This window comes from Streptomyces roseirectus, from assembly GCF_014489635.1.
GTDB classification, from domain to species: domain Bacteria; phylum Actinomycetota; class Actinomycetes; order Streptomycetales; family Streptomycetaceae; genus Streptomyces; species Streptomyces roseirectus.
In genome coordinates, this window is the sequence record NZ_CP060828.1 from 1,379,460 (window position 1) to 1,391,904 (window position 12,445).

At 72.2% G+C, this 12,445-nt stretch carries 11 protein-coding genes; 4 read left to right on the forward strand and 7 right to left on the reverse strand.

What is annotated here, in order from left to right; genetic code table 11:
• Window positions 1-143: 143 nt before the first annotated feature.
• Entirely contained in the window at window positions 144-2,339 is a 2,196-nt protein-coding gene (locus IAG44_RS05635) for an MMPL family transporter (RefSeq protein ID WP_187746019.1), read from the reverse strand.
• Window positions 2,340-2,672: 333 nt separating this feature from the next.
• On the opposite strand from IAG44_RS05635, the gene IAG44_RS05640 reads away from it, so the two are divergent.
• Window positions 2,673-2,939 (forward strand): GlsB/YeaQ/YmgE family stress response membrane protein, encoded by a 267-nt coding sequence (locus IAG44_RS05640; RefSeq protein WP_187746020.1) that lies wholly within the window; start codon window positions 2,673-2,675, stop codon window positions 2,937-2,939.
• 21 nt (window positions 2,940-2,960) lie between these two features.
• Here the strand turns inward: IAG44_RS05640 and IAG44_RS05645 are convergent, their stop codons facing one another.
• The 4 genes from IAG44_RS05645 to IAG44_RS05660 form a co-directional block, all read right to left on the reverse strand.
• Window positions 2,961-3,545: a TerD family protein gene (locus tag IAG44_RS05645; RefSeq protein ID WP_187746021.1), complete on the reverse strand. Its 585-nt coding sequence runs from the start codon at window positions 3,543-3,545 to the stop codon at window positions 2,961-2,963.
• Window positions 3,546-3,651: 106 nt separating this feature from the next.
• Window positions 3,652-4,659 carry a zinc-dependent alcohol dehydrogenase gene (locus IAG44_RS05650; RefSeq protein WP_187746022.1) on the reverse strand — a complete coding sequence of 336 codons (1,008 nt, stop codon included), beginning with the start codon at window positions 4,657-4,659 and terminating at the stop codon, window positions 3,652-3,654.
• Window positions 4,659-5,519, reverse strand: a complete 861-nt coding sequence (locus IAG44_RS05655; RefSeq protein WP_187746023.1) for a fumarylacetoacetate hydrolase family protein — start codon at window positions 5,517-5,519, stop codon at window positions 4,659-4,661. Before IAG44_RS05655 ends, IAG44_RS05650 begins: the two co-directional genes overlap by 1 nt.
• A gap of 22 nt (window positions 5,520-5,541) precedes the next feature.
• Window positions 5,542-6,324, reverse strand: coding sequence for an IclR family transcriptional regulator (locus tag IAG44_RS05660; protein WP_187746024.1), 783 nt, complete (start codon window positions 6,322-6,324; stop codon window positions 5,542-5,544).
• Between the two features lie 50 nt (window positions 6,325-6,374).
• Between IAG44_RS05660 and IAG44_RS05665 the strand changes: the two genes are divergently transcribed.
• Window positions 6,375-8,087, forward strand: a complete 1,713-nt coding sequence (locus IAG44_RS05665; protein ID WP_187746025.1) for an IlvD/Edd family dehydratase — start codon at window positions 6,375-6,377, stop codon at window positions 8,085-8,087.
• Between the two features lie 124 nt (window positions 8,088-8,211).
• A complete protein-coding gene (locus tag IAG44_RS05670) occupies window positions 8,212-8,919 on the forward strand; it encodes a TetR/AcrR family transcriptional regulator (protein WP_187746026.1) in 708 nt (235 codons plus the stop codon).
• A 38-nt stretch (window positions 8,920-8,957) separates the two neighbouring features.
• On the opposite strand, the gene IAG44_RS05675 is transcribed toward IAG44_RS05670, so the two are convergent.
• Window positions 8,958-9,536 carry a TetR/AcrR family transcriptional regulator gene (locus IAG44_RS05675; RefSeq protein WP_187746027.1) on the reverse strand — a complete coding sequence of 193 codons (579 nt, stop codon included), beginning with the start codon at window positions 9,534-9,536 and terminating at the stop codon, window positions 8,958-8,960.
• Between the two features lie 131 nt (window positions 9,537-9,667).
• Here IAG44_RS05675 and IAG44_RS05680 point away from each other — a divergent pair, with 131 nt between their 5' ends.
• The gene (locus IAG44_RS05680; protein ID WP_187746028.1) at window positions 9,668-11,911 is read left to right on the forward strand and encodes an MMPL family transporter; all 2,244 of its coding nucleotides are present in this window, start codon (window positions 9,668-9,670) and stop codon (window positions 11,909-11,911) included.
• A gap of 57 nt (window positions 11,912-11,968) precedes the next feature.
• Here the strand turns inward: IAG44_RS05680 and IAG44_RS05685 are convergent, their stop codons facing one another.
• Window positions 11,969-12,313: a hypothetical protein gene (locus tag IAG44_RS05685; RefSeq protein WP_187746029.1), complete on the reverse strand. Its 345-nt coding sequence runs from the start codon at window positions 12,311-12,313 to the stop codon at window positions 11,969-11,971.
• Window positions 12,314-12,445 lie beyond the last annotated feature (132 nt).

Below are 12,445 nucleotides of genomic sequence, written 5' to 3' on the forward strand. Positions count from 1 at the left end.
CCGTCCCGTACGACTTCGGAGGGACGGCCCGGCGGGGGTACGGGCGGCTGAGACCCGTAGTACTTCCGGGGGACGGCCCCGTACGCCGCGCACGGCGGCCGAGCCCCGTACGACTCGCGAGGGACCGCCCTACCCCCTCGGCCTCACACCCGCACAGTCTCCGTCTCCCGCGCCCCCTCGGCCTCCCCGGTCCGCAGGCCCGTTCCCTCGACGTCCACGCGGGGCAGCACGCGGGCCAGCCACCCGGGCAGCCACCACGCGCGGTCGCCGAGGAGCGCGAGCACGGCCGGAACGAGCGCCATGCGGACCACGAACGCGTCGAAGAGGACGGCGATGGCGAGGCCGAAGCCGATCGTCTTGATCATCGACTCGCCGGCCCCGATGAAGCCGGAGAACACGGCGATCATGATGACGGCGGCGGCCACCACGACGCGCGCGCTGTGCCGGAACCCGCTGGTCACGGCGGACATGGCGGGTTCACCGTGCGCGTACGCCTCCCGCATGCGGGCGACGAGGAACACCTCGTAGTCCATCGCGAGCCCGAACACGATGCCGACGAGGAAGATCGGCATGAGGCTCATGATCGGCCCGGTCTGCTCGACGCCGATGAGGGAGGCGCCCCAGCCCCACTGGAAGACGGCGACGACCGCGCCGAGCGAGGCGAGCACCGACAGCAGGAACCCGAACGCGGCCTTGACGGGCACGAGCACCGAACGGAACACCAGCAGCAACAGGACCAGCGCGAGGCCGATGATGACCGCGAGGTAGGGCAGCAGTGCGTTCTGGAGGGCCTGGGCGATGTCGATGTTCATGGCCGTCGACCCGGTCACCTCGAAGGTCGCGCCGGTCTCCTTCTCCAGCGCCGGCCGCTCGCCGCGGATGTGCTGGACGAGGCTCTTGGTCGATTCGTCGTTGGGCCCGGTGGACGGCACGGCGGAGAACAGGGCGGTGTCACCGGCCTGGTTGAAGCGGGGTTCGGAGACGGAGACGACGCCCTTCGTGTCCTTGAGCCGCGCGGCGATCTCACCGGCCGCGCTCTTCGGGTCGGCCACGCCCTTCGCGTCGACGACGACGGTCAGCGGCCCGTTGAAGCCGGGCCCGAACCCCTGCGCGAGGTCGTCGTACGCGCGCCGCTCGGTCGTCGAGGTCGGCTTCGCCTCGTCGCCCGGCATGCCGAGTTCGAGGTGCGCGGCCGGGATCGCGATCACACCGAGCCCGGCGACGCAGGCGAGCAGCACCGGCACCGGCCGCCGCAGCACGAACCGCGCCCACCGCGAACCGCCGTTCTCACCGCCGCCGCGCGGGACCTTGCCGCGGCGCACCGCGCGGGACAGCGTCGCGTTCGGCCACATGCCGAGCAGCGCGGGCACGAGCGTGAGGGCGACGAGGACGCCGACGACGACGGCACCGGCCGCGCACAGCCCCATCTTGGTCAGCATCGGCACGCCGACGACGGACAGCCCGGCCAGCGCGATGATCACCGTGAGCCCGGCGAACACGACCGCGCTGCCGGCGGTGCCGACGGCGACCCCGGCGGCCTCGGCGGGCTGCTTGCCTGCCGCGCGCTCCTCGCGGTAGCGGGAGACGACGAACAGGGCGTAGTCGATGCCGACGGCGAGGCCGAGCATCGTCGCGAGGGTGCCGGTGGTGGCCGTCAGCCCGAAGAGGCTGCCGACGGCCATGATCGCGGCCATGCTGACGCCGACGCCGATCATCGCGGTGAGCAGCGGCAGTCCGGCGGCGGCGAGGGAGCCGAAGGTGATGAGCAGGACGACGGCGGCGATCGCGACGCCGACGATCTCCGAGGCGCCCCCGGCCGCGGGGGTCGAGGAGAGGGCGGTGCCGCCGACCTCGACGGTCAGCCCCGTGTCCCGGGCCTGGCCGATGGCCTTCTCCAGGGCGCTCTTGTCGGCGGCGGTCAGGTCGTCGGCCTTCACCTTGTAGGTGACCTGCGCGTACGCCGTCGTCGCGTCCTCGCTGACGGCTCCCGCCGCGAAGGGGCTGACGGCCGACTCGACCTTCGAGCCGTCGCCCGCCTCGTCGACGAGCTTGTCGATCGCCGCGCGGTGGCCGTCCTGGGTCAGCTTCTCGCCCTTGGGGGCGACGAACACGACGCGGGCGTAGGCCCCGTCGGAGTCGCGGCCCGGGAAGCGGTCGCCGATCAGGTCGTTCGCCTTCTGCGCCTCGATGCCGGGCATGAACGAGGTGCCGCTGTCGTCGGCCGCGGGCGCCGTCGCGGCTCCCGCGCCGAGGCCGCCGAGCAGTACGGCCCACAACAGCACGACGAGCCAGCGCCGCCGGAAGGCCGTACGGCCCAGGCGATAGAGAAAGGTAGCCACGGAAAAAGCGCTCTCCAGGTCAGGGTGCGGGAACCTGACCAGACTCGCTCCTGGCACCCCCTGTGGGCATCGTGCCCCTACGGGCAATCGGCCCTGGTGCGACGGCACCAGTCGCGGGGCCGCGCCTCCTCCTCAGGTATGACGGGGTACGGATTACGGCGGTACTACGGGTGTCGCAATGTCCCGGGCGTGTGACAGGGGCTCGACGGGGCTGCATCAAGGGGCCTGCGGGCCTGGCCGGGTCGGCAAGAATGATCATAGGATTGCGCAAGTACGCAATTCTCGACGCCGGTGGCGCGACGCCGTCCGCCGGCCCCGACGGAGGTCAACAACGTGGGCATTCTCGGCTGGATCATCCTGGGCCTGTTCGCCGGAGCGATCGCCAAGATCCTGCTGCCCGGCCGTGACCCGGGCGGCTTCATCGGCACCACGCTGATCGGCATAGCGGGCGCCTTCATCGGCGGCTGGCTGTCCGCGAGGTTCCTCGACCGCCCGGTGGTGAAGGACTTCTTCGACCTCTACACCTGGGGCGCGGCGATCGCCGGTTCACTGGTCCTGCTCATCGGCTACCGCATCCTGTTCGGCAACTCCCGGGACTGAGAGCCGACACAGGCCCTGGCCTCACAGATGGGCGGAGACGGCGGGCAGCAGGTCCTGGAAGGTGCGGCCGGTCGCGGCCTCGCCGATCGCCTGGACCTGCCAACCGCCGCCCGCCCGGTGGAGTTTGGCCATGATCTGCGCGGTGTAGGGGCCACCCCCGCTGAGCGTGTACCGCGCCAGCTCCCGCCCGGTCGACTCGTCGACGACCCGGCAGAACGCGTTCTCCACCTCCGCGAAGGTCTGCCCGGTGAACGAGTTGACGGTGAACACGATCTGGTCGACCCGGCCGGGCACCCGCCCGAGGTCCACGAGGACGACCTCGTCGTCCCCGCCCGCCCCGCTCCCCCCGGTGAGGTTGTCACCGAGGTGCCGCACGGAACCGTCGTCACTGGTGAGGTGCTGGAAGAAGACGACGTCCGCGAGCTGACCGTCCGCGAACAGCAGCGCCGACGCGTCGAGGTCGATCTCCCGGGGCCCGGCGAGCTTCGCCAGGAACCCCTTGCGCTGCGCGGCCTGCCAGCCGAGCCCCATCCGGACAGACGTCAGCGCACCCCCGTCCGCCTTGTTCAGGCTGATCCGCTGCCCCTTCGTCATGTCGACGGACATGAGTCGCCTCGCTCTCTGTCGCCGGCCACCGGGCCTGCCCCGGTCAACCTGGAGCAAAATCTACAGCACTGTAGAAACAAAGAGGCCGAGCACCCACGCCGTGGGCTCAACTCGCCGGATCCACCAGCACCTTGGGCCCCGGACCGCAGCCGGCGGGCCGCTTCCCGGCGAGGACGTTCCCCGTCTCCCCGAGCCCCACGGTCGCCGCGACCAGCGGGCGTGGGTCCACAACTCCCTCCGCGTAGAGGCGGATCGCCTCGCCGAGACCCGGTGACGCGGAGAGGATCCCCGTCACCGTGACGTCCTTCAGGACGAGCGTCCGTGTGTCGATGCGGCTGGGTTCACGGGACAGCCCGATGTAGACCAGCCGCCCGGCCGGTTCCACCACTTCCAGTGCCCGCTCGGGGAGTTGGGCGGCGGTGGAGGCGTCGACGACGGCGTCGTACGGCAGGTCCGGGACGGACTGCCACACGTGGGTGAAGCCCAGGGCGCGGGCGAAGGCGAGGGATTCGGGGGTGACGCCGAGGAGGTGGACCTCGGCGCCCTCGGCCCGCAGGAACAGCGCGGTGAGGAGGCCGATCGTGCCGGGCCCGAAGACCAGGACCCGGTCGCCGGGCCCGGCCCCGGTCGCGCGGGCGGTGCGCAGGGCGTTGCCGCCGGGCTCGACGAGGGCACCGAGTTCGGCGTCCACGGAGTCCGGCAGGGCGTGCAACGAGCTTGCGGGCACGGCGAGTTGTTCGGCGAGCGCGCCGGGCCTGCCGCCGCGCACCCCGACCTCCTGGCGCCGCTCACACACGTGCTGGTGGCCGCGCCGGCAGCGGCGGCAGTCGCCGCAGCCGAGCATCGTGTCGCCCATGACGCGGCGGCCGAGCCAGGCCCTCTCGACGCCGGGCCCGACCCGCGCGACCCGTCCGCACCACTCGTGGCCGGGGCGCAGCGGGTAGGCGGCGTGGCCCTGGTGGAGGTAGGCCATGTGGCCGGTGTAGAACTCCACGTCGGTGCCGCAGACGCCGGCCCGTTCGACGTCGACGACGACCTCGCCGGGCGCGGCCTCGGGCGCGGGGAGGTCGGCGACCTCGTAGGCGCCCGGTGCGGTGAGGACGAACGCGCGCATCAGCGGGGCGCGATGACGTGCTGGCGCTGGCTGCCGAGGCCGGTGATGCCGAGTTCCACGGTGTCGCCGGGCTTGAGGTAGGTGGGCGGGGTGAGACCCATGCCGACGCCGGGCGGGGTGCCGGTGTTGATGAGGTCGCCGGGTTCGAGGGTGAGGAACTGGCTGAGGTAGTGGACGATGAAATAGGGGTCGAAGATCATCGTCTTGGTGTTGCCGGTCTGGCGGCGGGTGCCGTTGACGTCGAGCCACATGTCGAGCGCGAGGACGTCGTCGATCTCGTCGGTGGTGGCGAGCCAGGGGCCGGCCGGGTTGAACGTCTCGGCGGACTTGCCCTTGGCCCACTGCCCGCCGCGCTCCAGCTGGAAGGCGCGCTCGCTGACGTCGTTGACGACGACGTAGCCGGCGATCGCGTCGCGGGCGTCGTCGACGGAGTCGAGGTAGCCGGCGCGCCTGCCGATGACGATGCCGAGTTCCACCTCCCAGTCGGTCTTGGTGGAGCCGCGCGGGATACGGACGTCGTCGTTCGGGCCGATCAGGGTGTTGGGGGACTTGGTGAACAGGATCGGCTCGTCGGGGACGGCCATGCCCGACTCGGCCGCGTGGTCACGGTAGTTGAGGCCGATGCACAGGATCTGGTGCGGGCGCGCGATGGGGGCGCCGATCCGCTCGCCGGCGAACCGGGAGACCTGTCCGGCGGCGATCCGTTCGGCAACCACCGGGCGGACGCGGTCGATTCCGCCGGAGCCGAAGAAGGCTTCGTCGAAGTCGGTGACGACGTCGGAGAGTTCGACGTAGGTGTCGTCGTCGACGCGGGCTACGGGCTTCTCGGCGCCGGGGGCTCCGATGCGCATGAGGTGCATGGGGGTTCGTCTCCAGAGGGGGTCAACTCGGCAGCAGGGCACGGATGTCGTCGAGGGCGTCGACCAGCGCCGCCAGCGGGGAGCGGTAGGCGAGCGCGCTGACGCTCACCGCGCCGGAGGGGGTGGACGGCGAGGTCAGGTACACGGGCAGGGCGAGGCAGTGGATGCCGGTCTCGTTCTCCTGGTCGTCGACGCCGTAGCCGCGTTCGCGGGTGAGCGTCAGTTCGGCGTGCAACTCGGCGGCCGTGCAACGGCTGTTGGGGGTGAGGCGGATCAGCGGGTCGGCGCCGATCCACGCCTCGACGTCCGCGAGGGTCGTCAACTCCCGTGCCAGCAGCAGCTTTCCGACGGCGGTGGTGTGGGCGGGGTTGCGGCCGCCGACCGTGGAGGTGAGCCGGACCGCGCCAGACGGCGGGTCGACCTTGGCGCGGTAGACGACCTCACGCCCGTCGAGGACGGCGTAGTGCGCGGTCTCCCCGAACCGCGCGGCGAGCGCTTCGAGGAACGGGCGGACGCGGACGTGGTCGGGGCGGGCCTCGTGGTGGGCGAACGCGATGCGCAGGAACTCGTCCCCCAGCAGGTAGCGGCCGGGTCCGTCCTGGTCGGCGAGGCCCGCGCGGCGCAGGGCGCCCAGTGCCCGGTGCACGGTCGGCTTCGGGCTGCCGATGGCGCGCGTCAGCTCTTCGAGGCCGACGCCCTCGGGGTAGCGGGCCAGTTCCTTGAGGACCGCGAGCACCCGGTCCGAGCCCACGAGCCGGTCGGCTCCGGGGTCTGTCGGTCCGTCGTACGTCTGCGTATGCTCCATGGCGTTCCAAAGATTAGACCTGCGTGTCGATTATTGGAAGGCGTTTCATCGTGACGCTCCGCAGCGCTCAGTGGTACGACGGACAGGACCGCAACGCCTACATCCACCGGGCGTGGATGCGCCGGGGTGCCCCGGACGACGCGTTCACCGGCCGCCCGCAGATCGCGATCGCCAACACGGCGTCCGACCTGACGCCGTGCAACGCGCACCTCGACGAGGTCGCCGCCTCGGTCCGTAACGGGGTCTACGAGGCGGGCGGCATCCCGCTCGACCTGCCCGTCGTGTCGCTCGGCGAGACGCAGGTGCGTCCGACGGCGATGCTGTGGCGGAACATGGCGGCGATGGCGACGGAGGAGATGCTGCGCGCCAACCCGATCGACGGCGTCGTCCTGCTGGGCGGCTGCGACAAGACGATCCCCTCGCTGCTGATGGCCGCCGCGTCGGTCGACCTGCCGGCGGTCGTCGTCCCCGGCGGGCCCATGCTGACCGGCACGTTCCGGGGCCGTCCCCTCGGCTGCGGCACCGACGTGTGGCGCCTGTCGGAGGAGGTGCGCGCCGGGACGCTGTCCCAGGCGGACTTCACGCGCTCGGAGTCGGCGATGATCCGCAGCAAGGGGCACTGCAACACGATGGGGACGGCGTCGACGATGGCGCTGGTCGCCGAAGCGCTCGGGACGGTCGTGCCGGGGCTCGCGGGGACGCCCGCGCCGGACAGCCGGCTCCTCCAAGCCGCCCACGGGACGGGGAAGTTGGCGGTGGAGATGGTCGCGGGCGACCGGCGGCCGGGGACCTTCCTGACGAAGGGGAGCTTCCACAACGCGATCGTCGCGCTCGCGGCGATCGGCGGTTCCACCAACGCCGTTGTCCATCTCCTCGCGATCGCGGGGCGGTTGGGGATCGAGTTGACGCTCGACGACTTCGACCGGATCGGGTCGCGGGTGCCGGTGCTGGTCGACCTCCAGCCCGCCGGGCGGTACTTGATGGAGGACTTCCACCGGGCCGGGGGTCTGCTCGCGGTGTTGCGCGAGGTGCGGGACCTGCTGGATCCACAGGCACTGACGGTCACCGGTGAACCGCTGGTCGACTACCTTGACGACGCGGCGATCTGGGACGCCGAGGTGATCCGCTCCCGGGCCGAACCGCTCGTCGCCGAGGGCGGGATCGCCGTCCTGCGCGGCAATCTCGCCCCGGACGGCGCCCTGTTGAAGCCCGCCGCCGCGTCCCCGCACCTCCTGCGGCACCGGGGGCGGGCGCTGGTCTTCGACTCCATCGAGGACTTCCACGCCCGGGTCGACGACCCCGACCTCGACGTCGACGCCGACTCCGTTCTGGTCCTGCGGGGTTGCGGACCCAAGGGGTACCCCGGGATGCCGGAGGTCTCCAACATGCCGCTGCCCAAGAAGCTCCTGGAGCAGGGCGTCCGCGACATGGTCCGCGTCTGCGACGGGCGGATGAGCGGGACGGCGTACGGGACCGTCGTCCTGCACGTCGCGCCGGAAGCGGCGGCGGGCGGACCGCTCGCCCTCGTCCGCACCGGGGACTACATCTCGCTGGACGTCGAGGCGCGGCGCATCGACGTCGACGTCCCCGACGACGAACTCGCCCGCCGCGCACCGGCCAAGGCGACCGTCGCCGGGTTCGCGAATCCCCGGCGCGGCTGGGAACGGCTGTACGTGGACCACGTGTTGCAGGCCGACACCGGGGCGGACCTGGACTTTCTGGTGGGGTCCAGCGGGAGCGAGGTGAGCCGGGAGTCGCACTGAGGGGGCGGGCGCCGGGGTGAAGGCCGGGGCGCTCGGGAGGTGACCCCGCCAGGGGCGAGGCGGCACCCTCGTCCCGCCGTCGCAGGTCGGGCGGCCTCCAGGTGCCGCTGCTACCGTTCACCTCATGTCCACCTCACGGCGCCTGCGGGCCGACGCCGTACGCAACTCCGAGCGGATCCTGCGCGCCGCCCGGGAGGTGTACGCGGAGAGCGGGCCCGATGCGATGCTGGATGAGATCGCGCGCCGGGCCGGGGTGGGCATCGCGACGCTCTACCGGCGGTTCCCCAACAAGGAGGCGCTGGTCAGGGCGGTGCTCGAACAGGGCGTCGAGGAGAACCTGGCGCCCCTGATCGAGCGGGCCCTCGTCCACGACGATCCCCTGCGGGGGCTGGCCGACCTCTTCGACGCGTCCCTCGCCCTCGCCGCGCGCGACCGCAACACCCTCGCCGCCGCCGACAACGCCGGCGCGCTGGTCACCGAACTGAGCGCGCCGTTCCTCGACGCGCTGGCCCAGCTCTTCCGGCGCTGCCAGGACGCGGGCGCGATCCGGCCCGACCTCGTCGCCGAGGACGTCCAGCGGTTGTTCGGCATGCTGATGAGCGTGCTGTGGACGATGGATCCGGACGGGGCGGGGTGGCGGCGCTACACGACGCTGCTGCTCGACGCGCTCACCCGGCCGGACCCGACGCCGTTGCCGCCGGCGGCGCCGGTGGTGTCGTGCGATCCGGTGGAGCCGTTGTCGTCCCTCCGAGGTGCTACGGGGTGTACGGGGATCGCGGGGAGCCACGAGGGGGTGGCGGGGCCGGCGTCACCCCGTACCTCTCAGGACTGACGGACCCGTAGAAACCAGGGCCTCGTAGGCGCCCCCCCTCACCCCTCCCCCGGCTCCGGCAGTGTCGCGAGCCCGGCGCGCAGGAACCGCATCGCCGTGTCGATGTCGGCCGCCTCCGGCCGGTGGCACAGCTCGCTGATGACGGCGGCGGCAGCGGCGGCGGCCATGCGCGGGCCGAAGTCCCCGGGATCGGCGCCGCGTTCCTGCGCGAGGAGACGGGCGCCCTCCTCCACGACGTCCGCGAGGCGGGCGTTCGCGACGGCCTTGAGCTGCGGGTTCAGGTCGAACATGCGGTCGGAGAGGTCGTCCAGCTCGTCGGGGTCGGCGAGTTTGTCGCGCACCCAGTCCTCCAGCGCGTCCACGGCGAGCCGGCCGGGACGGCGTTCGCGCAGCACCTGGGCCAGCCGGTCGGCCATGGACGTGAAGCGGTCCAGCGCGAGGTCGAGCTTGGACGGGAAGTACAGCGTGACGGTGCGGGCCGAGACCTCGGCGCGTTCCGCGACCTCCGCGATCGTCGTCACCTCGAAGCCCTGTTCCGCGAACAGTTGGTACGCCGCCCGCAGGATCGCCTCCCTGCGCCGGGCCTTGCTCCGCTCCCGCAGACCTTCGTTCGCCATACGCGGACTTTACCACCGACAGCTAAATTACAGTCTGCTGCAAAAATACCTTAGGCTGCACTGGAGAGCGGCGCCGACGGGATGTTCCGGCGCCTTCTTCCCGCATGGACACACAGAGGACGGAGACGGACATGGCGTCACGCCTGTACGACTGGGCGCGCTGGGCCGCCCGCCACCGGGGCCGGGTCGTGGCGGCCTGGCTGCTGCTGCTCGCCGTGGTCGGCACCCTCGGGATCACCCTGCACGGCAAGCCGTCCAACGAGTTCTCGGTGCCCGGCATCGAGTCGCAGCGGGCCCAGGACCTGCTGGAGAAGAAGTTCCCGCAGGCGGCGGGCGGTACGGCACGCGTCGTGTTCGCGGCGCCGCGGGGCACGAAGCTCACCGACCCGGCGCCGGGCGCGGCGCTCGGCGCGAGCCTGAAGAAGGCCGCCGCGATACCCGGCGTGCTCCAGGTCGGCAAGCAGACGGTCTCACCGGGCGGGCGGATCGGCTACGCGGACGTCCAGTTCCGGGTCGCCGCCGACCAGGTGCCGCAGAGCGCCAAGGACGCGCTCTCCGCGTCGATGTCCGAGGCCCGCAGGGCAGGCATGGACGTCGAGTTCGGCGGCAGCGCGATGCAGCCGAAGGTGGAGGTCGGCGGGCCCGCCGAGGTCGTCGGTGTCGTCGTCGCGTTCGCCGTGCTCGCGCTGGCGCTCGGGTCGCTCGTCGCGGCCGGGCTGCCGCTGATCACCGCGCTCGTCGGAGTGGCGATCGGGGTGCTCGGCGTCCAGTTCGCCTCCGGGTTCATGGAGATGACGAACACCGCGACGGTCCTGGCCCTGATGATCGGCCTCGCCGTCGGCATCGACTACGCCCTCTTCATCATCTCCCGCCACCGCGAACAGCTCGCCGACCCCGACCAGGACGTCCCCGACTCCATCGCCCGCGCGGTCGCCACCGCCGGCGGCGCGGTCGTCTTCGCGGGCGCGACCGTCATCGTCGCGCTGGCCGCCCTCGCCGTGACGGGCATCCCGTTCCTGACGGTGATGGGGCTGGCCGCCGCCGGGACCGTGCTGCTGGCGGTGCTGGTGGCGGTGAGCCTGGTGCCGGCGGTGCTGGGGATGCTCGGGGAGCGGCTGCGGCCGAAGCGGGCGCGTACGGGAGTCGCCGAGGGTTCGACGTCACCCGGCGAGCGCACCTCCCGCCGGCCCCGCCGCACGGCCGAACGCGCCCCCGGTGCCTGGGGGTTGGCGTGGGCCAAGGCCGTCACCCGCAAGCCGCTGCTCGTGCTGATCGCCGGGACCATCGGGCTGTTGGCGCTGGCCCTGCCCGCCCGTGACCTGCGCCTCGGCCTGCCGAGCTTCGCGTCGCAGCCCGCCGACAGCACCCAGCACAAGAGCTACGGCCTGCTCACCGAGGGCTTCGGCGCCGGGTTCAACGCGACGCTGACGGCGGTCGTCGACACCTCCCGCGTTCCGGTCGCCGACCGCGCGGCCACCGTGAGCGACCTGCGCGCCTCCCTCGCCGCCGACCGTGGCGTCGCCGCCGTCGCCCCGGCCGTCCCGAACGCGGACAACACCCTCTCCGTCGTCTCCGTCGTCCCGAAGACCGGTCCGGACGCCCGCGCCACGACCGACCTGGTCCACCGGCTGCGCGCGCACGAGCCCGACGTCTCGAAGGCGGGCGGCACTCTCTACATCGCGGGCGCGACGGCGGCCGGGATCGACGTCTCCGCGAAGCTCTCCGACGTGCTGCCCCTGTTCATCGCCGTGATCGTGATCCTCGCGCTGATCCTGCTGACCGTCGCGTTCCGGTCGGTGCTGGTCCCGCTGAAGGCGGCGCTCGGGTTCCTGCTGTCGATCGCCGCGTCGCTCGGCGTGACGGTGTGGGTCTTCCAACAGGGCCATCTCAACGGGCTGTTGGACATTCCGTCGGCCGGTCCGGTGACCGCGTTCCTCCCGGTCCTGCTCATCGGCGTCCTCTTCGGACTCGCCATGGACTACGAGGTGTTCCTCGTCAGCCGCATGCGCGAACACCACGAACACACCGGTGACGCCGCCGAGTCCGTCACCCACGGCATGGCGAGCAGCGGGCGGGTGGTCAGCGCCGCCGCCCTCATCATGGCCGCGGTCTTCGGCGGGTTCATCTTCAACCACGACCCCATCATCAAGTCGATCGGCTTCGCCCTGTCCATCGGCGTCCTCATCGACGCCTTCCTCGTCCGCATGACCCTCGTCCCCGCGACGATGGCCCTCCTCGACCGCCACGCCTGGCGCCTGCCCGCCTGGCTCGACCGCATCACCCCGAACGTCGACATCGAGGGCACCACCCTCCCGCCCCGGGCGACGCCCGCCGCCGTCCCGCAGCGCACCGAAGTGCCCGAAACCGTGCGGTGATCGAGGAAGTGCCGTGCCGTGGGCTCCCGATGGGGAGGAGCCCACGGCACGAGCCGTTCACCGGACGAGGACCACGGAGTTGATCGGCGTCATGTTGTAGGGCAGGAACTCACCCGTCTGACGGACGACGGCGCTGCAGTTGACGCCGTCGTAGCCGTAGCAGAGCTGGAAGCCCGCGCCGCCGGTCTGGTTGTGGACCAGGACCCGGTCGCCGGTGACGTTGACGAGGTTGTGGGCGCCGTAGCTGTAGAAGATGTTGCGGCTCAGGATGGTGCCGTTCGTCTCGCGGATGCACAGTGCCCCGCTCGGACAGGGCGTCGCCGCACTGGCGGCGGGTGCCGTGGCGAGGCCGGCTCCCATGGCGAGAGCGAGTCCCGCGACGGTCGTCATGATCTTGCGCATTGCTTTCTCCCCTGTTGTGTGGTGCCTGGTGCGTCGTGGTTTGCCGGGTCGTGCCCGCTCGCGAGTCGGGCGGGCGGCGGTGCGAGGGCGGCTCGGGAGCGGTGGGTGGCCCCGGGTCGGCGCCGGGGCCAC